Here is a 22,096-nt window from a genome sequence, read left to right as displayed (position 1 = left end):
TAGGGCGCGATGGAAACCAGGGCCAACTACGTCATCGTCGGTATCTTCACGCTGGTCGCGATCCTGGCGGCGTTCGGCTTCGTCTACTGGACGGCGGCGATCGGCGACAAGGGCGAGACGGTGCTTTTGCGCGTGCGCATACCGGGGTCCGCCTCCGGCCTCGGACGCGGCAGCTTCGTCATGTTCAACGGCGTCAAGGTGGGCGACGTGCGCCGCGTCTACATCGACGTCAGCAACCCGACTGTCGCCATCGCCGATACCGAGGTCGACCGGATGACGCCGATCACCAAGTCGACGCAGGCCGATATCGGGCTGGCGGGGCTGACCGGGCAGGCCAATATCGAACTGAAGGGCGCCGATCCCAAGGAGCCCAAGCTGCTCGACGAGGCCGAAGAGGAAGGCAAGGTGGCCGAGATCGTCGCCAATCCTTCCGCCGTCACCAATCTCCTGCAGACCGCGCAGGACATTTTCACGCGCGCCGACAAGGTGATCTCGGAACTTGAGGGCTTTGCGACCGACGTGCGTGGCCCGCTGACCCAGACCGTGCAGAACGCGCAGAAATTCTCCGACGCGCTGGCGCGCAATTCCGACGGCGTCGACAAGTTCCTTGCCAGCGTCTCCTCGCTTTCCGAAACGCTGCAAGGTGTTTCGGGCAAGCTCGACGGCACGCTGTCGGCGGCGCAGGATCTCTTGACCGCCGTGGACCGCGACAAGGTCAAGGAGATCGTCGCCAATATCGACGGCACGACGAAGAACCTGAAGGCGACCAGCGACCGCTTCGACGCGGTCCTCGGCAAGGTCGATACCGCCGTCGGCTCGATCAACGCTTTCGCCCAGAAGACGCAAGGCACGCTGGCCAAGGTGGACGGCGTGCTGGACAGCATCGACCCGAACGACGTGAAACAGGCGCTGGCCAACATCAACAAGGCCAGCGACAATGCCAACCAGGCGGCTGCCGACATCGCCGAGGTGACGCATAAATTCGCCAACCGCGCCGACGATATCGACCAGACGATCAGCGATGCCAAGCAGCTTGCCGAACGCCTCAACAATGCCTCCGTGCGGGTCGACGGCATCCTCGTCAAGGTGGACAACCTGCTGGGCTCGGGCGAGGCCAACGGCGTGATGGCCGATGCGCGCGAGACGCTGAAATCCTTCAAGCAGGTGGCCGACACGCTGAACGCCCGTCTCGGCACCATCACCGACAACCTGGCGCGCTTCTCAGGCGAGGGCCTGCGCAACGTCAACGCGCTGGTCCAGGACAGCCGCCGTTCCATCAACCGCATCGAGCAGGCGGTGACGGACCTGCAACGCAACCCGCAGCGCATCCTTTCGGGCGGCGACGGCGAGGTTCGCCAGTACGACGGCAGGGCACGGCGTTGACTTTGCCGCGCGCCACGGCCAAGAACATGAGCCGCCGGGAGGGGCCGGCCGAGACTTGCGGCAACGGGGATCGCGCGTGAAGTCCAAGACCTTTCCAACGATCGCACTTGCGCTGGCCTTGGGGCTCGGCGGATGCGCAGCCCTTCCGGGAGGCGGCCCCGCGCCGCTCGACACGTTCGAACTGTCGGCGCCGCAGGTCGCGGCGCAGCGCCACAGTCGCCGCCAGATCCTCATCGCCGAGCCGGCGGCGCTGAAGGCGCTGGACGGCCAGAACATCGTCATCAAGACCGGCGCGCGCGCGATCCAGTACCTGAAGGGCGCGCAATGGGCCGACCGGCTGCCGCTGATCGTCCAGGCGCGCCTGGCGCAAACCTTCCAGAACGCCGGCAGCTTCGCCGGTGTCGGCAAGCCGGGCGAGGGGCTGGCGATCGACTACCAGGTTATCAGCGAGATCCGCTCCTTCGAGATCCGCGCCGACCAGGGCGAGCGCGCCGAGGTGGAGATCTTCGTGCGCCTGCTCAACGACCGCAACGGCGAGGTCCGCGCTGCCAGGAGCTTCAGCGCAAACGCGCCCGTGGCAGGCGCCGGCAACAAGGCCTATGTCGATGCGCTGGACGCCGCCTTCGGCAAGGCGGCCGCCGATATCGTGCGCTGGACGGATTCGGTCATCTGACGCCTCTGCGCGGCCTGTAGGGAAAAGAAAAAGGCGGGAATTTCTCCCGCCTTTTTCGTGTCGGTCTCTCTGCCGATGCGTCTACCGCAACCGGCCGCCGGCATGCGCCAGCATGGTGTAGACCTTGCCCGTATCGGAGGTCAGATAGGTCTGCGTCATCATGTTGTCGCGGTCGTTGCGCGAAACGTCCTTCAACAGCTTCTCGAAGTCGTCGCAGTACCGGTCGACGGCGGCGCGGAATTCCGGCTCGCTCTGGTACTTGCGGCGGATCTCGTCGAACGTCTGCTGGCCCTTCAGCGTGTAGAGCCGGCGGGTGAAGACGTCGCGCTCGCCCTTGCGGTAACGGTTCCACAGCTCGATCGAGGCCTCGTGGTCGATGGCGCGGGCGATGTCGACCGACAGCGAGTTCAGCGATTCGACCACATGCAGCGGTGAGCGCTGGGCGGGTGCCGGACGCGGCGCTTCGGTGCGCGGCGTCGCCGCTGGCCTTGCGGCATCGTCCTGCGAGGCGCCGGCGAGCAGGTCCTGCACCCAGCCGCCCTGCTGCGGACGCGCCGTCTCGCGCTGCCGCTCGAGTTCGAGCGTACCGCGCATGCCGTCGCCGGCCGGTGCCTGCGGAGCCGGGCGCACCGGCTGGGCGGGCGGGGCCGCCGGGCGGCGCTGCTGTTCGGCGGCGGCGCGCAACGTCTGCGGGGCAGGGCGCTGGCCGCGCGGCGGCGAAACGTCGACGCTGCGGCCCGACTTGGCGACGATCTCCGACAGTTCCTTCAAGGCGTTGATCTGCTCGGAAACGGCGCGGCGGATAGCTGTGGTGGATTCCTTGGCCTCTTCCGGCATCTCGATGACGCCCTTGCGCAATTCGGCGCGGGTGAGATCGAGCTCGCTCTTGATGGACTTGGCGGTGTGGCGCATCTCCTCGGTGGCGCTGGCGAAGCGCTGCGTCGCGGACTCGATCGCCTCGCCGATGGCGGTGCGGATCTTGTCGGCCGACTCCAGCGTCTTGCCTTCGGCGTTTTCCAGCGTCTTGCCGACGAGGCCCTCGAAGGAGCGCATGACCTTTTCCAGGTCCTCCGACTTCTTGACCAGGCCGACGGCGAGGTCTTCCAGCGAGGACTGCCGCTCCAGCGTGTGCTCCAGATTGCTCTGGGCGGAGGAGAGCAGGTCGGAGGCGCTGGCCAGAAGCCGGCTGTGCTCGTCGAAGCGGGTGGCGATGGAGGCCACCTCGCGCAAGGTCGCAGACGACAGTTCGGTCAGCCTTGTCGTGTTGGAATCGACCAGACGCGCCGAGCTGGCGAAGGTCTGCGCGGCCTTTTCGGTGGTCGCCGCGAAGCTCTGCGTCGAGCCGGTGAGCTGCGATTCGACCTGGCCGAGATTGGTGGCGGCTTTCTCGATCAGCGCGCCCAGCTGGCTGGACGAGGCCGTCATGCGCCCGATCAGGTCGGTCACGTTGTCGGCCAGTGTCGAGCGCGCGCCGTCGACCGCCGAGAGCGTCTCGGCGGTGCGGGACGCGATGGCGTCGACCAGCGCCGCATTCTCGCGGCGCAGCTTCTCGGTCGCCTGTTCGGTCGCTTCCTCCATGGAGCGCTGCAGCTCGGAGCCGCCCGCCGCGAAGCGCTCGACCAGCGGCCGCGCCGTCTCGTCCAGGATCTTGGAGAGTTCGGCCGAACGCGAGGCCAGCATGGAATTCAGCTCGCGCGTGTTGGCACCGATGGTCTTTGCCGCGTCGTTGGTGCTCTGGCCGATATGCTGGCCGACCGCGGTGAAGGTTTCGGCGATCACGTTGGCGCGCGACACGAGCTGGCCTTCGGCCTCGGCGATCTGCTCGCCGAGCTTCTGGCCCATGGTCTCGGCCGAGCGGGCCAGCCGGCTCTCGGCATTGGAGACATGCTCCTCGACGCGGGCAGCCGTCGTCTCGGCGCTCGCGGCCAGCCGCTCGTCGGCGCCGGTGAGCGCCTGTTCGATGTCGCGGGCATGGCCGGCGAGCTGGGCGCCGGTCTGGCGCACATGCTCGGCGACGCGCTGCTCGGTCTCGGAGAAGGCGCCGACGATATGGTCGGCCTGCCGGCCGATGGTGGACGCCGTCTCGGCGATGCGCGAGGCGAGCCTGCCGTCGGCGTCGTCGAACACCTGGCCGATCTCGGCGACGCGCGCCGAAAGCGCCTGCGAGCCCTCGGCGATGCGCTGCGACAGCTGCTCGTCGGCGCCGTCGAAGATGCGGCCGAGGTCGGTCGCACGCGAGGCCAGCGCCTCGGCCGATTCGCCGATGCGCCGGGCGAGCTTCTGGTCGGCGTCCTCGAAGTTGCGCAGGATGTCGCCGGCGCGGGCGGCCAGCGACTGCGCCGTCTCGACGGCACGCGCCACCAGCCTCTGGTCGGCGCTGTCGAAGGTGGCGGCGATCGCCTCGGCCCGGGCGGCGAGTTCCGCCGCCGTTTCCTCGTTGCGAGCGATGAGCGCGCTGGACGTGTCCTGCGCGCGCGCCGCCATGCGGCCGTCCGCCTCCTCGAAGGTGCGGGCGATATCCTCGGCACGGGCGAGCAGCGCGGCCGAGGTCTGCTCGGCGCGTTCGGCTATCTTGCGGTCGGCGTCGCTGAAGGCGATCCCGGCCTGCTCGTGCAGGGCGCTGGTCACTTCCATGACCTTTTCGCGCAGCGCGCCGGCGACGAACACCGCGCTCTGCTCCAGCACGCCGCGGATGTTGTCCACGCCGGACGACAGCGCGCGCTGCATGGTGCCGGCGCGTTCCTCGATGATACCGGTCTGGCGGTTGAAGGCGTCCTCCATCTTCTCGATGTCGGCGCCGATGGCATCGGAGATGCGGGCGCTGCGCGCCGCGATCTGGTCGATGTGGCCGGTGACGGCACGATCGATGTCGCCGCGCACCTCGGCAAGCTTGCCGAGGTCTTCGTCGAGCGCCCGGGTCAGGATATCACGGCCTTCGGCGATCTTGCCGACATGGCCGGCGATGATGTCGTCGATGCCGCCGCGGCTTTCCGCGATCTTGGCAAGGTCGGCTTCAAGGGCGCGCTTCAGGATATCGCGGCCTTCGGCGAGCTTCTCGACCTGGCCTGCAACCAGCCCGTCGATGCCGGCGCGGCTTTCGGCCAGCTTGGCGAGGTCTTCTTCAAGCGCGCGCTTGAGGACGTCGCGGCCTTCGGCCAGCTTCTCGACCTGGCCGGCGACCAGCCCGTCGATGCCGGCGCGGCTTTCAGCCAGCTTGGCGAGGTCTTCTTCCAGCGCACGCTTGAGGACGTCGCGGCCTTCGGCCAGCTTCTCGACCTGGCCGGCGACCAGTCCGTCGATGCTTGCACGGCTCTCCGCCAGCTTGGCCAGATCGTCTTCTAGTGCGCGGGACAGGGTGGAGCGATCGGCGGCAAGGCGGTCCTGGTGGCTGTTCACCAGTTCGTTGACGGCCCGCAGATCGTCTTCCAGGCTGCTGGCGAATCTGGCGCGACCGTCGACGAGCTTCTGTGCTTGCTCCTCCATGGCGCCGCCGATGGTGTGGAGATCGTTCTCCAGCGCGCGCCTGAGAATGTCGCGGCCTTCGGCGAGCTTCTCGACCTGGCCGGCGACCAGCCCGTCGATGCTCGAACGGCTCTCCGCCAGCTTGGCGAGGTCGTCTTCCATGGCTTTCGACAGCGCCGCGCGCCCGACGGTCAGCCTGTCCATATGCTCCTGCACGAAGCCGTCGACGTTCTTGAAGTCGGCTTCGAGCGCCTGCGAGAGGGTGGCGCGTTCGGCCGCGATGCGTGCCTTGTGTTCTTCGGCGCTGCGGTTGAGGGCGCCGAGGTCGTCTTCGAGCACCTTGGCGAATTGCGCGCGGTCCTCGACGAGCTTCTGCGACTGTTCGCCGATGACGCCACGGATGGTGTTGAGATCGGAATCCAGCGCGCGCTTGAGGATGTCGCGGCCCTCGGCCAGCTTCTCGACCTGGCCGGCGACCAGCCCGTCGATGCTGGAGCGGCTTTCGGCCAGCTTGGCGAGGTCGGATTCCAGCGTCTGCGACAGGGCGGCGCGCTCGGCGGCGAGCCGTTCCATGTGGCCGTGGACGATTTCGTTGACCTTCTGGAGATCGCTTTCCAGCACCTGGGCGAACTGAGAGCGATCCTCGGAGAGTTTTTGCGACTGCTCGCCGATGACGCCGCGGATGGTGTTGAGATCGGATTCCATGGCGCGCTTGAGGATGTCGCGGCCCTCGGCCAGCTTCTCGACCTGACCGGCGACCAGCCCGTCGATGCTGGAGCGGCTTTCCGCCAGCTTGGCGAGGTCGGATTCCAGCGTCTGCGACAGCAACGAGCGTTCCTGAGCCAGCTTGTCGGAATGGTCGGCGACCAGCGTCCTGATGTTGGAGAGGTCGTTTTCAAGCGACCGGCCCAGTTCGCCACGGTCTTCGGCCAGCTTGACGGAATGGCTTTCCATCAGGCTCTTCAGCCTCTCTGCGTCGGCTTCGAGCGCCCTGGCCAGCACAGCGCGGCCTTCGGCGATCTTCTCGACCTGGCCGGCGACGAGGCTGTCGATGCCGGCGCGGCTTTCCGCCAGCTTGGCGAGGTCGGCTTCCATGGCGCGCGACAGGATGTTGCGACCCTCGGCCAGCTTGCCGACGTGCCCGGCGACCATTTCATCAATGATCGTACGCGCTTGCGTCAGTTTGTCGGCGTCCTGGTTCAAGGCAACGGAAAGCCTGCCGCGACCTTCTTCGAGGCGCTCCAGATGGCTGCCCAGCGAGGCGTCCATGGCGGCGCGGGCTTCGTTGACCTTGCGCAGGTCTTCCTCCAGCGCGCGCGAGATCAGGTTGCGGCCCTCGGCGAGCTTCTGCACCTGCGCGGTGACGGTGGCGTCGATCTCGGCGCGGCCCTCGGCGAACTTGCCAAGGTCGGCATGCATGGCGGCGGCCATGCGTTCGCTGCTTTCGGCGAGGTTGCGGCTGTGGTTCTCGACGGCTTCCTCGATGCCGGCGCGGGCCTCGGCAAGCCGCGCGATGTCTGCGTCGAAGGTGCGCGAGACGGTGTGGCGCGCGGCCTCCATGCGGCCGGCGAAGTCGCTGGCGCGTGCCTCCAGCATGGCGGAGGTGGAGTTGACGATATCGGCCATGTCGGCGCCGATGCGCGTCTTGCCGTCGTCGATCATGGCCGAAAGGGTCTGCTGGCCGGTGGTGAAGGCGTTGTTGATCTCCTTGGCGCGCTCGACCAGCGTCTCGTTGATCTGGCGGGCACGGGCTTCCAGCGCCGCGTTGAGCTTCTGCGTGCCGGTATCGAGCGCCTCGGCGCGGGTCTGGAACTCGCCGATCAGGGCCTGGCCGCGCTCGGCGAGCGTACGTTCGATGCCGTTCAGGCTGGCCTCGAACTCGGCGCTGAGGTTGCGGGCGGCGCCGCCGAGCAGCGAGACCATGCCGGAGGTGCGGTCGTCGAGCAGGTCGGTCAGCGAGCGGGTCAGGCCGTCGGTGGTGTCGGTCAGCTTGGCGATGCGGGTGTCGAGCAGGGAGGCGAAGGCCTCGCCGGAGGTCGACAGGCGCTCGGTGATCGTATCCAGCCGGGTCTCGACCGAATCGAAGATCGACATCGAGCTTTCATTGATGCGGTCGATCAGCGTGTCGCCGGAATTGGTGATCGTCATCGACAGGTTGGTCGAGGCGCCCATGATGGATTCGCGGATGCGGTCGGAGGCGGCGCCGATCTCGTCGCGCAGCGTCTCGTGCGCGCCGGCGATGGAGGCGCGCACGCGCTCGGCGTGGTTGACTACCGCCTCGCGTTCGCTGCCCAGCCCGTCGACGAGCTGGCGGATGCGGGCCTCATTCTCAGAGTAGGAGCGCTCGATCTGGCTGACTTCGCTGTGGACGAGCGTTTCCAGCTCGACGGCGCGCGCGAGCGTGCGCTCGATCCCTTCGCCCATGGCGGCCACCTCGCGGCGCACGGCCTGGCCGATCATCATGACGCGGTCCTGGGCGAGGTTCTCCGGCTCGGCGAGGCGGAAGGCCACCTCGGTCATCGACTGCGCGGCAAGCCGCATGTCCTGCGCGCGCCGCACCATGGCGGCGAAGGCCCAGAACAGCACCACCGGCACGATTGCCGCGACGGCGACGCCGATCAGCTCGGGACGGGCGAGCAGCTGGTCGAGGGTGCGGATGTTCCAGATGGACGGACCGAACAGCAGGTGGGCAAGCGCAGCCGCGCCCGCGATCCAGACCACCGAGATCAGCGCGACGATCCAATAGATGGTGTTGGAGGCGCGGCGGTTGAGGCCGTGCAGCAGGGACTTGTAATCCTTCTGGCGGTCGTCGTTGGCAGGCGCGAAGGCCGCTGCCGGCTGGGTGCCGTTGGAGCGCGGCTCGACAGGACGCAGGTCCGCAGGCCTGGATTGGTTGGCGGCGGGCCGGGCAGGTTCGGCCTCGGCGGGAGCCGGCTTGGCGGCCGCGGGCTTCTCCGCGCGGCCGGCGCGCGCGAGCTCCTCGGCGGCCTGCGAAATCTGGGCTTCCAGGTCCTCCATCGATGCGGCGATGTCCAGATCGCCGCTGTCGGAAGCGAGATCGATGTCCAGCGCGGCTTCGAGTTCCTTGGCCACTTCGTTGTCGAGGGATTTTGTTGTCGTTGTTTTCTTCGCCATGCCTTCGCTACCCTGTACTAGCTGCTGCGGGACCTGTTATTGTCGTTTTTTGCCCCCGCGCATGAGGCTCATATGGACCCTGCGTATCGTAGTGACACAGGTGGGTAAAGAAAACATGCATTCGGCGACATACGTAAAACTTTAAATATAAGGTTAACGGAAGCGTGAGCCGAAGGCCTGTCGCCCAACATTTTTCACGTTCTGCCGTTAACCCGCCGTCCACCGGATCGAACTAGCCTCAAGCCCTTGTTTTCGATGGTCCGGCAGGAGCAGACGATGGTGCGTAAGCAAGCGGACGTGGCGTTCTCGATGCCTGGCGGGGAAGCCTGCGGCCAGTCGCCGGGCCGGCCCGTGGACCTCGTCCACCTTGCCCGCCAGACGATGGGCGACCGCGACCTTGAACGCGAGGTGCTCGGCCTGTTCGTGCAGCAGGCGCTGTCGGTGCGCGACGAAATCGCGGCGGCGGATGCCAAGCGGCGTCTTTTTTTGGCACATGGGCTGAAGGGGGCCGCGCGCGGCATCGGCGCCTTCGCCGTCGCCGACTGCGCGGCCGAGATCGAGCGCGATCCGCAGGACGGCCGCGCGCTCAAGCGGCTCGGCGGACTGATCGACAGCGTCCGCGATTTCGTCGCGGCCATCAGCCGCTAGCGCCCGATCCGGCAAGGCCAGCGCATCGCCGCTTCGTGGCCGATTGAACCGCTTTCCGCAAATGCGTCATCACAGGGCGGTTTTGCGCCGCAGTTGACTTGTCGCGCGGAGCCATTATCTCGGCTGCAATTCCCCTTCAGGTGACGCATGACCAAGCTGACTTATATCGCCTTCGACGGCACGCGCTTCGATGTCGAGGCTGAAAACGGCTCGACCGTGATGGAAAACGCCATCCGCAACGCGGTGCCCGGCATCGAGGCGGAGTGCGGCGGTGCCTGCGCCTGCGCGACCTGCCATGTCTATGTCGATCCGGAATGGACCGACGTCGTGGGCGAGCCGGAAGCGATGGAAGAAGACATGCTGGACTTCGCCTACGAGGTGCAGCCCAATTCGCGCCTGTCGTGCCAGATCAAGGTGCGCGACGAACTCGACGGCCTGGTCGTCAGGGTGCCCGAGCGGCAGGGCTAGAGCATTGGACCGAAAAGTGGGACCCGGTTTTCGGTGATTCCGATGCTCTATCAATAATTTAGATCGTCCTTTGTGCGTCCGATTGGACGCACGGCGATCTAAGACCTATTCCACCATCGGGGCTTCGACCGGGGGGCCGCCGCGCAACGGCTTTTCCGGCATCAGGCACAGGATCAGGAACGAGCCGGCCAGCATCGCCGCGGCAGACAGGAAGATCACGCCGAAGGCGTTTCCTTCCGTGACCTGGGCGGCGCCGGTGGCCATGCCTTCGCCGGCCAGAGGCAGGTGGCGGCTGAGCGCGATGGTGCCGAGGGCGGCGACGCCGAGCGCGCCGCCCAGCGAACGCAGGAAGGTCAGCACGCCGGTGGCGACGCCCAGATGCGCGTGGTCGACGGCGTTCTGCACGGAGACGGTGGCGACCGGGAACGACGTGCCGATGCCGAAGCCGATCAGCGTGGTCAGCACCTCCACAACCGTCAGCGAGGCGCTGCCGGCAAGATGGGCGAACAGGCCGAGGCAGATTACGCCGAAAGCGATGCCGATCAGGGCGATGCGCTTGTAGTGGACGAACCGCGGGACCAGCTTGCCGCTGGTCGTCGCGCCGGCCACCGTGCCGAGCAGCAGCCCCAGCATCGCCATGCCGGACTCGCCCGCCGTCAGGCCGAGGACCGCCTGCAGATAGACGGGCAGGTAGACGGAAAGGCCGATGCTGGCCGCCTGCAGCAGGAACATGGAAAGCGTGCCGGCGAGCACGATGCGGTTCGACAGCACCTCCAGCGAGATCAGCGGCTCGGCCGCGTGCAGCAGGCGGGCGGCGAAAAGCGCCCATGACAGCGCCGAGGCCGCCAGCAGGCCGAGGATCTGCGGCGACGACCATGAATAGGTGCTGCCGCCCCAGTTGAGGGCCAGCAGCAGCAACGAGGTCGCCACGACGAGGACGGTCGCCCCCCAGCCGTCGATGCTGTGGTCCCTGGCCGCCACCGGCAGCTTCTTCAGCGGGTTGTTGATGATAAGCATGGCGAGCGCGCCGAGCGGCAGGTTGATCCAGAAGATCAGCGACCAGTGGAGGTGTTCGGCGAAGATGCCGCCGAGCAGGGGGCCGGCGATCGAGGCGACCGCCCAGGTGCCGGAGATCCAGGCCGCATAGCGCGCCCGCTCCTTCGGCGGCACGAGGTCGCCGATGACGGTCTGCGTCAGCGCGAACAGCCCGCCGCCGCCGATGCCTTGCACCGCGCGGCCGACGACGAGGACCAGCATGTTGGTGGCGAGCGCGCTGATGAGCGAGCCGGCGAGGAAGATCAGGATCGCCGCATACATGGTCGGCCGGCGGCCGTAGACATCGGAGATGCGGCCGTAGAGCGGCGCCATCGCCGTCGCGGTCAGGAGATAGCCGGTGACGATCCAAGGCAGGTAGCTGGCATGGCCGAGGGCTGCGCCGATGGTCGGCATGGCCGGCGCCACGATGGCCTGGTCGAGCGCGGCGAGCAGCATCGACAGGAGCACGCCGGCGATGATGGTGTTCTTTTCGCCCTCGCTCAGCGGCGTTCGGCCGGTGGAGGCATTCTGGTCCTGTGCGATCCGGTCCATGGCTGTTTCCTGCATGTTTCCATCTGGAACGACGTCGCGCGAACCGGCCGCGAATCGACAGGACGCATTCGTTCCAACCCGGCTGTGGGCCGCGCACCGTGGCGGGCTTCGGATCCCGCAGGCGGGATTGCCGGACTACCAACCGGCGTGCGTTTCCTGAAAACAGCGGGCGCGACCTAGCAGAAACGCGGGGCCGGTGTCGAGACGCGACGGCGGGTACAGCCGAAATTGTTACCGTTCGCGGCCGGGATCAACCCGGCAGCTTGCCGGCCTCGATGCGCTCCATGCGGTAGTGCAGCAGCCGCAGGATGCGGCTTTCGAAGTTGATGCCCTCGACCTTGTCGAACTGCACCTGCGCCCGGTCGTGGCTGGCGAGGATGCGGGCGGTGACGTCCTTCGCCTTGGCCGCCGCATCCTTGCAGTTGTCCTGCCGGTCGATGGCCAGCAACGCCTGCTCCAACTGGCGTCCATGGTTCTTGGCGATCTCGACGTGGCGCTCCTCGTGGCGCTTGATGTCGGCGGCCAGCGTGTCCCAGAAGATGCGGACGTCGCGGTCGGTGCGGCCGCGCTGGCGCCAGCGCGGCAGGATGACACGCGCCTTGACGGTCACCACCGCCGAGACGATGCGGCAGGAACCGGGCTGGTCGGCGTAGCCGATGCGGGTGTTGAAGGCCATGCGCGTGGCGCCGGGATGGCGCAGGCCGGTGGTCTTCACCGTCGGGCCGCGTCGCGACAGCTCATGCTGGATGTCGTCCAGCGTGCGGCCGTGAATGGTGTAATAGGCGTATGTCTTGACCAGATTCGCCGCGCCGGCCGGAACGGCCATGCAGGCGCATGTCAGGGCGCAAACCAGGAAACGCATCATCATGTTGCCGCTAAATCGCCATTACGACCTGGACGCACCTTGCGTTACGGTCGTCGCCGGTGCAACGCAAATCGGTCACCACGAGACTGGCCGGCAATCACGATGAGACGATGGCAACTGGCGCATGGGCGCCATCTCGACCTCGGCGCCAAGGCCGTCGTAATGGGTATCCTCAACGTCACGCCCGACAGCTTTTCCGACGGCGGCCTGTTCGACGCGCCGCAGAAAGCTCTCGAGCAGGCGCGGCGCATGATCGACGAGGGCGCGGCGATCGTCGACGTCGGCGGCGAATCGACGAGGCCCGGCGCCCAGCCGATCACCGCCGGCGAGGAGCAGCGGCGCGTGCTGCAGGTCATCGAGCGGCTGGCGGACGAGGGCAGGGCGCTGATTTCGGTCGACACGTTCCGGGCCGAGACGGCGCGGCTGGCGGTGGCGGCCGGTGCCCATATCGTCAACGACGTCTGGGGCCTCCAGCGCGAGCCCGGCATTGCCGCGGTCGCCGCCGAAACCGGCGCCGGGCTGGTCATCATGCATACGGGGCGGGAACGCAACGTGCTCGCCGACGTCATCGCCGACCAGACGATGTTTCTCGGCAAGTCGCTGGAAATCGCCCGGCAGGCCGGCGTGCCGGACGACCGCATCGTGCTCGACGCCGGATTCGGCTTCGCCAAGGAGACGGCCGAAATCAACCTCGAACTGATGGCCCGCTTCGGCGAATTGCTCAACCTCGGCTTCCCGCTCATGGCCGGCACGTCGAGGAAGCGCTTCATCGGCACCGTCACCGGCCGCGAGGCGGCGGACCGCGCGGCGGGCACGGCCGCCACCAGCGTTATCCTGCGGCTCAAGGGGGCGCATCTGTTTCGCGTCCACGATGTCGCAATCAACGTGGACGCGCTGGCAGTCGCCGATGCTATGCTCGCCCTGGAGGCCGCCCGCCGGAACACACCATGACCACCTACACGATCCGCATGAAGAACTGCGCCTTCTTTGCCCGGCACGGCGTGCTGGACGAGGAGGAGGCGCTTGGCCAGCGTTTTTACGTCGATGCCGAACTGACGGTCGAGCCTGCTGCTTCGCTGGAAGCCGATTCCATCGACAGCACCGTCGATTACGGCGTCGCCTTCGGCGTCATCGAGGCGATCGTCACCGGCAAGCGCCGCTTCCTCATCGAGGCGCTGGCGCTGGAAGTCGCCAAGGCGCTCGCGGCGCGGTTCCCTGAGATCAGGAAGGCGTCGATCACCGTCCGCAAGCCGAACGCGCCCGTGCGCGGCGTGCTCGACTATGTCGAGGTGAATGTTGTCTGGCCGCAATAGCACCGTCTATCTCAGCCTCGGCGGCAATCTGGGCGACCCGGCGGCTTCGATGGGAGCGGCGCTGCGCATGCTCGACGCCGACGCGGCCACCGAGGTGGTCGCGGTCTCCTCGCTCTACCGCACGCCGCCATGGGGCAAGACCGACCAGCCGGATTTCCTCAATGCGGCGGCCGAGCTTTCGACCGGCCGCGACCCGCGCGGGCTGCTGGAGCTTTGCCTGGAGGCCGAGCGCCGGCTCAAGCGCGTGCGCGCCGAGCGCTGGGGGCCGCGCCTGATCGACATCGATATCCTGATGTTCGGCGATCGCGAAATCCACGAATCCGGGCTGGAAATCCCGCATCCGCGCATGGCAGAGCGTGCCTTCGTGCTGGCGCCGCTGGCCGAGATCGCCCCTGGCCTGACGGTGAAGGGCGCCCCCGCCGCAGACCGCCTCGCCGCCCTCGACGCCGCCGGCATCGAGCGATTGCCTTCGGGGCGCGATTGGTGGCAGCTTGGAGCGGAAGGGGACGGGGCAAAGGCATGAGCACCAAACTCGGCGCGCGCGAAGACCTGAGCCGCAAGCGGTTGCCCGGCAGCGAGGCGAAAGTCGAGTTCGTCGAGCTGTTCTTCGACCTCGTCTTCGTCTTTGCCGTGACCCAGATCTCGCACGGGCTGCTCAACAACCTGACGCTGCTCGGCGCGTTCCAGGCGGCTTTCCTGCTGATGGCGGTGTGGTGGGTGTGGGTCTACACCGCCTGGGTTACCAACTGGATGGACCCGCAGCGCGGACCGGTCAAGTTCATGCTGTTCGTGCTGATGCTGGCGGGCCTTGTGCTCTCCACCTCCATCCCCGAGGCATTCACCGAACGCGGCCTGATGTTCGCCGGCGCCTATGTGTTCATGCAGGTGGGCCGCACCGCCTTCACCGCATGGGCCTTCCGTCCGCATGATCGGCCGAACTACCACAACATGTGCCGCATCCTGGCCTGGCTGGTGCTTTCGGGCGTCTTCTGGATCGCCGGCGCACTGGCCGAGGGCGAGGCGCGCTTCGCCTTGTGGATCGTTGCCCTCGTGCTGGAATACATTTCGCCGTCGCTGCGTTTCTGGACGCCCTGGCTCGGCGCCACGCCGACCACCGACTGGGACATCGACGGCGGCCACATGGCCGAACGCAGTGCCGCCTTCATCATCATCGCGCTCGGCGAATCCGTGGTGGTGATGGGCGCGACGCTCGCCGAAGTCGAACTGAATACTGGCGTCGTGCTGGCATTCCTCGCCTCGTTCGGCGCCTCGGTCGCCATGTGGTGGCTCTATTTCAACGTCGGCGCCGAGACCGGCCGCCATCGCATCGAGGCCTCCGACGATCCCGGCCGTATCGCGCGCATCGCCTATACCTATCTTCCGGTGCTGCTGGTCGGCGGCATCATCGTCACCGCCGTCGCGGACGAACTGACGGTGGCGCATCCGAACGGCCACCATGCCGACCTTGCGACCATTCTCACCCTGGTCGGCGGCCCGGCGCTCTACGTCTTCGGCAACCTCATGTTCAAAAAGGTCACGTCGGGCATGGTGCCGTTGTCGCATCTGGTCGGCCTGGCGCTGCTGCTGCTCGTCGGGCTGGTCGGCCCCTATGCCGAGCCCTTGCCGCTCAGCATCGCCACGACCGTCATCCTGTTCGGCATCGCCTACTGGGAGCAGCGGCTGGGCGAAAGCCGCGCCGCGCACAAGGCCTGAGTTCGGCCGATCCCGAACGCCGGATCAGCCGGCAAAGCCGCCGTCCTGGAGGAAGGCCCGCTCCTCTGCCGTCGTTTCGCGCCCGAGCGCCGCGTTGCGGTGGGGAAAGCGGCCGAAACGGGCGATGATGTCGCGATGCTCGATGGCGTAGGGCATGTAGCTCTGCGGCGCCCGTTCCGAGAACAGGGCCACCGAGCGTTCCTGGTCGGCCATCGCTTCGGAATGCTCGAAGGGCAGGTAGATGAAGGCGCGCAGGGCGTCCTCCAGCGCCATGTCGTGGCCGGCGCCGACCACCTTTTCGGCAAGGTGGCGGGCGAGGGGGTCGGTCGCGAACATGTGGCCGGTGCCGCGAAAGCAGTTGCGGGGGAACTGGTCGAGCAGGATCATCAGCGCCAGCGCGCCTTCGGGATGATCGGCCCAATCGTCCAGTTCGCGCCGTGCCGCCGCATAATGCAGGTCGAGGAACCGGGTGCGAAAATCGGCGTCGAAGGCGTCGTCCTTGCGGAACCACGCGTCCGGCCCTGCTTCCCGCCAGAAGCGGGTGACGGCAAGGGCGCGGGCGTCGATGGTGGCTGTCATGTTCCAGGCTCCGTCTGTTGTCTGCCGAGCACGCCGGCGGTCTCCTCGTTGAGCGCGCGGCCCGGCTGCCGGGGCGTCGTGACGGGGGCGGGGACCGGCGTCGCGATGTTGCCTTTCAGGAAGTTGCGGCCGTCGCGGATGTCGCCGGCCAGCTGGACCTCGAAGCGGGCGGCGTCGCGGCGGCGCACGTCTTCTATCACGTCGACGATCTCGTCGGGATCGACGCCGAGCGCCTCCAGCGTCGAGCCGCCGAACACCAGCGCCGACTCGAACGTCTCGCGCAACTGGTAGTCGACGCCGGCATGGACCAGTTGCAGCGCGGTGCCGCGGTCGAAGGCGCGCGCCAGCACCGTCGCCAGCGGGAACTCCGACTTGACCAGTTCGGCGATGCGCACGGCCGTCTCTGCCTTGTCGACGCAGATCAGCACGGCGCGCGCGCCGCCCGCGCCAGCGGCATGCAGGATGTCGAGGCGGGTGCCGTCGCCATAATAGACCTTGAAGCCGAAATTGGCGGCGGCCTGGATCATCTCGACGTCGTTGTCGATGATGGAGACGTCGACGCCGCGCAGGATGAGCGGCTGGCTGGCGATCTGGCCGAAGCGGCCGAAGCCGATGATGAGCACCGATCCAGTCAGGCCCTCCGCGACGTCGACGCCTTCCAGCGAAAGCTGGTCGCGCGGGGCGAACCAGCGCAAGCCGACGATGGCCAGTGGCGTCAGCACCATGGAGATGATGACGATGGCGGTGAGCTGGGCGTTGGCGGCGCCGTCGATGAGGCCGACGGCCATGGCCGAGGAATAGAGCACGAAGGCGAATTCGCCGCCCTGCGCCATATAGACGGCGCGTTCCAGCGCCTCCCGGTGCGGCGCCTTCAAAAAACGCGCCACGGCATAGATGCCGACCGCCTTGGCGACCATGTAAGCGACGACGTAGACGGCGATCAGCCGCCAGTTGGCCGCGACGATGGAAAGGTCCAGCGACATGCCGACGGCGAGGAAGAACAGGCCGAGCAGGATGCCGCGGAACGGCTCGATGTCGGCTTCCAGCTGGTGCCGGAAGGTCGATTCGGAAAGCAGCACGCCGGCGAGGAAGGCGCCCATGGCCATCGACAGGCCGGAAAGCTGCATAGCCAGCGCCGATCCCAGCACGACCAGCAGGGCGGCCGCCGTCATCACCTCGCGGGCCTGCGAATCGGCAAGCACGCGGAACAGCGGGTTCAGCAGATAGCGCCCGGCGAAGACGAGACCGACGATGGCGGCGATGCCGATGCCGACTTCCTGCAACCGTTCCACCAGCGTGGTTTCGCCGCCGCCCGGCGCCAGGAAGGCGACGAGCGCGAGCAGCGGCACGATCATCAGGTCCTCGAACAAAAGGATCGAGACGATCTTCTGCCCCTTCGGCACGGCGATCTCCCCGCGTTCCTCCAGCAGCTGCATGACGATGGCGGTCGAGGTGAGCACGAAGCCGGCCCCGGCGACGAAGGCCTGGGCTACGGGGAAGCCGCCGGCGAACCCGGCGCCGGTGAGGAGCAGGGCGCAGATCGCCACCTGCAAGGTGCCGAGGCCGAAGATTTCGCGCCGCAGGCCCCACAGCCGCGACGGCTGCATTTCCAGCCCGATGATGAACAGGAACATGACGACGCCGAGTTCTGCGACGTGCAGGATCGCTTCCGGGTCGGAGAAGATGCGCAGCCCGAACGGGCCGATCACCAGTCCGGCGGCCAGATAGCCGAGGATCGAGCCGAGGCCTATGCGCTTGAAAATGGGAACGGCGACGACGCCGGCGGCCAGAAGCGCCACCACCTGGACGAGATCGCTGCTGGAAGCCTCTACGGCCATAGGTCGGTTCCGGGGTGGTAGGGTGGAGGTCGCGCCTGAACATAGGGCCATCGCCTCTGCCATAACAAGGCGCGCGGCAGGAGAGCGGCCGATGTCATCAGGATGTAACGCGTGTAACCGTTAAATCTCGCGTGTGAGTTGCAGGCGGCCGGGGCTGCCGATAGAGGCTCGATCGTTGGTGGCGGGGGATTCCATCGCGATGTTGATCGCATTCCACCGTAAAGGATGATTTTGATGAAGAAATTTCTGTTGATCGCCGTGGGACTGGCCGCTCTTGCGGGCTCGGCCTGTTCCAAGGCCCCCGAATGCACGACGGAGGAATTGACCAAGAAGGCGCAGGAACTGACGACCGCATTGCAGGAGGCGGTGACCAAGGATCCGGCCAAGGCGGCGGAACTGACCGCGAAGGTGCAGGACGTCACGTCGAAGTATCAGGGCGCCACGACCGCTGCCGAGGCCTGCAAGGCCTATGACGAGGTGATCGCGGCGGTGAAGGGCTGATCAGCCTGCCGTAAACCCGAAACGGCAAAGGCGACTGCCCCACGGCGGTCGCCTTTTTCATGCGCGGAGGGCAGAGCCTTGCCGCTGCCGTCAGTTCTTGGCGATGGCGCCGACTTCCGAGGCGTCGACGCGCTTCAGGTTCATGCCGATCACCGGCACCATCTGCTTGTCGACGCGGACCGAGACGGTGACGATCATCGAATTGCCGTCCGGCACGCGCGCCTGCATGACGCCGTTGAGCTGCTTGCGGTTGATGGCGAAGACGACCTTGCGGCCGTCGACGACATTGCCGGAAACGATATCGAGGCCGGAGCCCTTCGAGCCGCCCATGAAGGAGCCGCGATAGCCGTTGCGGCCCTTGCGTTCGACGGTGGCCGACATCGGCTGGGTGAAGACGCCGACGCGGCAGCCGCCGTCCAGCGTCATGCCGATCTTGCCATCAGGCGTCGAGCCGGTGAAGTTGCAGGTGAATTTCGTGCCCTTGTACTTGCCGGCGACGATCTCGCCGGGGCCGACCCACTTGCCTTCGACGGACTGGAAGAAGGACTGATCCTTCTCGGCGGCGAACGCTGTCGTAGCAATGCCGGCCGAAGCGACGATCGCGGCAGGCAACAGGGCGGACAGAACCACTCTTTTCATAAACGACACCCGGCAATGGCAACGCTGGAGGAGACTGGCCCGACCATGAAGAATATTGGTTAATGCTTCGTCACCTCGGCCCCTGCAATGCCGGGAATTCGCGTTGCCGTCAATCGGCGGCGGCGCTTTTACCGGACGCCTTGGCCGAGGCGAATTTGGTCAGTGCCGACAGGAAATCGCCCATGCCGGGCCGCCTCAGCGCGGTAAAGGGCAGGGGACGCGCCGTCTCCATCGCCGCGATGCCGATGCGCGCTGTCATCATGCCGTTGACGACACCCTCGCCGAGCTTGGCCGAAAGCCGGGCGGCGAGACCGTGGCCGACGATCTGCTGGACGAAGCTGTCGCCGACGGCGATCGAACCGGTGACGGCCAGATGCGCCAGCACGCTGCGCGCCAGCCGGAAGAAGCCGAGTGTGCCGGGTCGGCCGCCATAGAGTTCCGACAGGCGGCGGATCAACCGGCCGGCCTCGAACACCACATAGGCGACGTCGACCAGCGCGCGCGGGCTGACGGCGGTGACCAGCGACACGCGCTTGGCCGCATCCAGCACCATCTGCTTTGCCTCGGCATCGAGGGGGCCGAGAATCTCCGTTTCGGCCAGCCGCACCAGATTGCCGCCGTCGATGATCTCGCCGCGCAGGTCGGCCAGCGTACGACGGCCGGCGGCGGTCTGCGGCTTGGCCGCGACGAAGGCGGACAGTTCGTCGACCACGGCGCGCGCGGCCTTGGGATCGTCGCGGGCAATCGCATCCAGCGCCCTGCCTTGCAGCTTCTCCACCTCGGCCAGCCGCCCGATGGCGATGAATTCGCGCAACAGGATGACGATAAGCGCCAGCACCGCGATGCCGGCAACCGCGGCGGCGAACCAGCCGAGCCACGCCTCGCGCTCGAACAGGTCGCGGATGAGACGGTCCATCCACAGGCCGACGGCGAGCGATACAAGGATGCCGAGGGCACCGAAGAAGATCGAGCTCAGCCACGAACGCCGGCGTGGTGCGACCGCCGGCGGCGGTTCGGCGGCGACAAGGTCCGGCTCGTCGAAGACGTCGATTTCGGCCGCCACCACGACGGCGCCCGCAACGGAGCGGGGCTTGCGCGGAGCGGCCTGTGTCGTGCTCTTCGGCTCCGGCCGGTCGTCGGCCTCGGGCTCGATGCGGAAGGCGGCGGGCTTGCGGGTCATGCCAGGCGATCTCCGATCAGGAATTGCAGCGCCCGGTCGAGCCTGATGTGCGGCAGCGACAGCGTCACCCCCTCGGCGGTGCGCTCAAGCTTCGGCGGCCGGAAGCGCACGAAGCGCACCGGCGCATCCATCGCGGCAGGCTTCGAAGCCAGTTCCGGCTGTTCGAAAACCGCATTGATATCTTCCGGCAAGTCACCGGGAAATATGGCCGTTTCCGTCTTGCCGTCGAAGGTTTCGCCGTCGATGGTCTCGCCCGCCAGCGGCGTGCCGATGATGACGGGCAGCGTCTCCTTGCCCTGCTTGACGGTGCCCTCGCGGGTCGCCCGCACCGCCGCCATGGCCACCACGTCGACGGCCGCGCCGGAGAAATTGGCGCGCGCGATGGCGCGGTCGGCCAGCCGCCGCACGATGGCCTGCAAGCGGTCATGACTTTCGTGATGGAGATGGTCGGCCTTGGTGGCTGCGACGAGGATGCGGTCGATGCGGCGCGAGAACAGGTCGGTCAGCACGTTGCCGCGACCGGGTCGGAAGCAGGCGAGGATTTCGGTGACGGAGCGCTCCAGGTCCGCCATTGCCGCCGGCCCGGCGTTCAGCGCCTGCAAGGCGTCGATGAGCACGATCTGGCGGTCGAGCCGGGCGATGTGGTCGCGGAAGAAGGGTTTCACGACATGCGTCTTGTAGGCCTCGTAGCGGCGCTCCATCATCGCGGCCAGCGAACCGGCACGGGGCCGCTCGCCGGTCAGGCCCGGCAGCGGCGCGAAGGTCAGCGCCGGCGAGCCGTCCAGATCGCCCGGCATCAGGAAACGGCCGGGCGGTAGCGTCGACAGCGCCCGCTCGTCGGCTTTGCAGGCCTTGAGATAGGCGGAAAAGCTCTCGGCTAGGCGGCGCGCCGTCATTTCGTCGGCGTCGGCGTCCGGCGCGGCTTCCGCCGCCAGCGCGCGCCACTCGCGCGACAGGTCGGCGCGCACTGGCAGTTCGGCCATCTCGAAGGCCTCGCGCGAGAAATCGGCGAAGGATTTGCCGAGCAGCGGCAGGTCGAGCAGCCATTCGCCGGGATAGTCGACGATGTCCACAGACAGTTTTCCCGCCGAGAACATGCGGTTCCAGGCCGACGCCGATTCGTATTCGATGGTGAGGCGCAGTTCCGAGATGGCGCGGGTGGAGTCCGGCCAGATACGGTCCTTGACCAGGGCGGCGATGTGGTCCTCGTACTGGAAGCGCGGCACGGCGTCGTCCGGCTGGTGCTCCAGCACGGCGCGCGCGATGCGTCCCGATTTCTGCGCCTCGAACAGCGGCAGGCGTCCGCCGTGGACGAGGTTGTGGACGAGGGCGGAGATGAACACCGTCTTGCCGGCACGCGACAGGCCGGTCACGCCGAGCCGCACCGAAGGGGCGGAAAACAGGCCGGCGGCGCGGCCCGACAGCGTGTCGAGCGCGATGCGCGCCTCGTCGGTGATGGTGGTCAGCGATGATGCCAAGTCGGGGCCTTTCGCGCGGGACCTCCGGAATGAAGGCCTCCCGATATAGGGACTGCGCGGCGGCTTTGGAACAGTTCAGCCGGCGGCCGGGGTCACGAAGGCTTCCAGATAGCCGGCGCCGGTCGTGGCTTCGTCGAGGCCGTCGTCGAAACGGACCACGGCGAGGCCGGAAGTCGGGAAGCCGCTGGCCAGCGCGTCGCGCGCTTCCTGCTCGCCGTCGCCGGCGACGGCCGTGGCAAGATCCTCCATCATCGGGTTATGGCCGATGACCAGCAGCGAGCCGAAGCTGCCGTGTTCGCGGATGAGGGCGAGATAGCCGGTCGCGTCCTCGGTGTAGAGTTGGTCGAAGAAAAGCACGCGGCCGATATCGGCGTTGCCGGCAATTCCCTCGAGCGTTTCGCGCGCCCTGCGGGCGTTGGAACAGAGCGTCAGGTCGGGCACATAGCCGGCTGCGGCCATCGCCATGCCGGTCGCTTCCGCATCGGCGTGCCCGACTTCGTCCAGCGGGCGGTCGAAGTCGCGTATGCCGGGCATCGCCCATCCGGCCTTGGCATGCCTCAACAGATACAGCCTTTTCACCCGGCCTCCTTCCGACAGTCGGGCGCTCGCCCCGCGCCGGCAGAATTAGCGGGCG

Annotated in this window: 18 protein-coding genes; 9 read left to right on the top strand and 9 right to left on the bottom strand. The window is 67.4% G+C overall.

From position 1 onward, the window contains the following. Positions 1-9: 9 nt before the first annotated feature. Both FGU64_RS04035 and FGU64_RS04030 read left to right on the top strand, forming a co-directional pair. Complete coding sequence (locus tag FGU64_RS04035; protein WP_136353640.1) at positions 10-1,383, top strand: MlaD family protein; 1,374 nt, start codon at positions 10-12, stop codon at positions 1,381-1,383. Between the two features lie 76 nt (positions 1,384-1,459). Further along, positions 1,460-2,056 (top strand): ABC-type transport auxiliary lipoprotein family protein, encoded by a 597-nt coding sequence (locus FGU64_RS04030; RefSeq protein ID WP_180375624.1) that lies wholly within the window; start codon positions 1,460-1,462, stop codon positions 2,054-2,056. An 81-nt stretch (positions 2,057-2,137) separates the two neighbouring features. Here FGU64_RS04030 and FGU64_RS04025 read toward each other — a convergent pair whose 3' ends face one another. Beyond that, positions 2,138-8,653, bottom strand: coding sequence for a kinesin (locus tag FGU64_RS04025; protein ID WP_139950974.1), 6,516 nt, complete (start codon positions 8,651-8,653; stop codon positions 2,138-2,140). Positions 8,654-8,932: 279 nt separating this feature from the next. On the opposite strand from FGU64_RS04025, the gene FGU64_RS04020 reads away from it, so the two are divergent. Both FGU64_RS04020 and FGU64_RS04015 read left to right on the top strand, forming a co-directional pair. Then, positions 8,933-9,301 carry an Hpt domain-containing protein gene (locus FGU64_RS04020; RefSeq protein ID WP_139955259.1) on the top strand — a complete coding sequence of 123 codons (369 nt, stop codon included), beginning with the start codon at positions 8,933-8,935 and terminating at the stop codon, positions 9,299-9,301. A gap of 147 nt (positions 9,302-9,448) precedes the next feature. Next, on the top strand, positions 9,449-9,769 hold the full coding sequence (locus FGU64_RS04015; protein ID WP_136353646.1) for a 2Fe-2S iron-sulfur cluster-binding protein: 321 nt from the start codon (positions 9,449-9,451) through the stop codon (positions 9,767-9,769). Positions 9,770-9,874: 105 nt separating this feature from the next. On the opposite strand, the gene FGU64_RS04005 is transcribed toward FGU64_RS04015, so the two are convergent. Next, positions 9,875-11,356: an MDR family MFS transporter gene (locus FGU64_RS04005; protein ID WP_139950973.1), complete on the bottom strand. Its 1,482-nt coding sequence runs from the start codon at positions 11,354-11,356 to the stop codon at positions 9,875-9,877. A 250-nt stretch (positions 11,357-11,606) separates the two neighbouring features. After that, entirely contained in the window at positions 11,607-12,224 is a 618-nt protein-coding gene (locus FGU64_RS04000; RefSeq protein ID WP_246671237.1) for a DUF922 domain-containing protein, read from the bottom strand. Between the two features lie 93 nt (positions 12,225-12,317). On the opposite strand from FGU64_RS04000, the gene folP reads away from it, so the two are divergent. From folP to FGU64_RS03980, 4 genes are read left to right on the top strand one after another with little or no spacing between them, the layout of a single operon-like run. Continuing rightward, entirely contained in the window at positions 12,318-13,172 is an 855-nt protein-coding gene (folP, locus tag FGU64_RS03995; protein ID WP_139955257.1) for a dihydropteroate synthase, read from the top strand. After that, on the top strand, positions 13,169-13,534 hold the full coding sequence (gene folB / locus FGU64_RS03990) for a dihydroneopterin aldolase (RefSeq protein ID WP_136353652.1): 366 nt from the start codon (positions 13,169-13,171) through the stop codon (positions 13,532-13,534). The genes folP and folB overlap by 4 nt, the downstream gene beginning before the upstream one ends. Further along, positions 13,518-14,057 (top strand): 2-amino-4-hydroxy-6-hydroxymethyldihydropteridine diphosphokinase, encoded by a 540-nt coding sequence (gene folK, locus FGU64_RS03985; RefSeq protein WP_139950972.1) that lies wholly within the window; start codon positions 13,518-13,520, stop codon positions 14,055-14,057. Before folB ends, folK begins: the two co-directional genes overlap by 17 nt. Beyond that, positions 14,054-15,247, top strand: coding sequence for a low temperature requirement protein A (locus tag FGU64_RS03980; protein ID WP_139950971.1), 1,194 nt, complete (start codon positions 14,054-14,056; stop codon positions 15,245-15,247). The genes folK and FGU64_RS03980 overlap by 4 nt, the downstream gene beginning before the upstream one ends. Before the next feature lie 24 nt (positions 15,248-15,271). On the opposite strand, the gene FGU64_RS03975 is transcribed toward FGU64_RS03980, so the two are convergent. Together FGU64_RS03975 and FGU64_RS03970 are read right to left on the bottom strand one after the other, a co-directional pair. Next, positions 15,272-15,826 carry a DUF924 family protein gene (locus tag FGU64_RS03975; RefSeq protein WP_136353658.1) on the bottom strand — a complete coding sequence of 185 codons (555 nt, stop codon included), beginning with the start codon at positions 15,824-15,826 and terminating at the stop codon, positions 15,272-15,274. Further along, on the bottom strand, positions 15,823-17,664 hold the full coding sequence (locus tag FGU64_RS03970) for a monovalent cation:proton antiporter-2 (CPA2) family protein (protein ID WP_139950970.1): 1,842 nt from the start codon (positions 17,662-17,664) through the stop codon (positions 15,823-15,825). The genes FGU64_RS03975 and FGU64_RS03970 overlap by 4 nt, the downstream gene beginning before the upstream one ends. Positions 17,665-17,898: 234 nt before the next feature. Between FGU64_RS03970 and FGU64_RS03965 the strand changes: the two genes are divergently transcribed. Next, entirely contained in the window at positions 17,899-18,165 is a 267-nt protein-coding gene (locus FGU64_RS03965) for a hypothetical protein (protein ID WP_136353662.1), read from the top strand. A gap of 90 nt (positions 18,166-18,255) precedes the next feature. Here FGU64_RS03965 and FGU64_RS03960 read toward each other — a convergent pair whose 3' ends face one another. The 4 genes from FGU64_RS03960 to FGU64_RS03945 form a co-directional block, all read right to left on the bottom strand. Continuing rightward, positions 18,256-18,804 carry a hypothetical protein gene (locus FGU64_RS03960; protein ID WP_139950969.1) on the bottom strand — a complete coding sequence of 183 codons (549 nt, stop codon included), beginning with the start codon at positions 18,802-18,804 and terminating at the stop codon, positions 18,256-18,258. A 109-nt stretch (positions 18,805-18,913) separates the two neighbouring features. Continuing rightward, positions 18,914-19,984, bottom strand: coding sequence for a TIGR01620 family protein (locus FGU64_RS03955; protein ID WP_139950968.1), 1,071 nt, complete (start codon positions 19,982-19,984; stop codon positions 18,914-18,916). Then, a complete protein-coding gene (locus tag FGU64_RS03950) occupies positions 19,981-21,462 on the bottom strand; it encodes a YcjX family protein (RefSeq protein ID WP_139950967.1) in 1,482 nt (493 codons plus the stop codon). Before FGU64_RS03950 ends, FGU64_RS03955 begins: the two co-directional genes overlap by 4 nt. 75 nt (positions 21,463-21,537) lie before the next feature. Continuing rightward, positions 21,538-22,041: a histidine phosphatase family protein gene (locus tag FGU64_RS03945; protein ID WP_139950966.1), complete on the bottom strand. Its 504-nt coding sequence runs from the start codon at positions 22,039-22,041 to the stop codon at positions 21,538-21,540. Positions 22,042-22,096 lie beyond the last annotated feature (55 nt).

It is taken from the genome of Mesorhizobium sp. 8 (assembly GCF_006351905.1).
Classification (GTDB): domain Bacteria; phylum Pseudomonadota; class Alphaproteobacteria; order Rhizobiales; family Rhizobiaceae; genus Mesorhizobium; species Mesorhizobium composti.
This window is presented reverse-complemented; position numbering and strand designations above follow the sequence as displayed.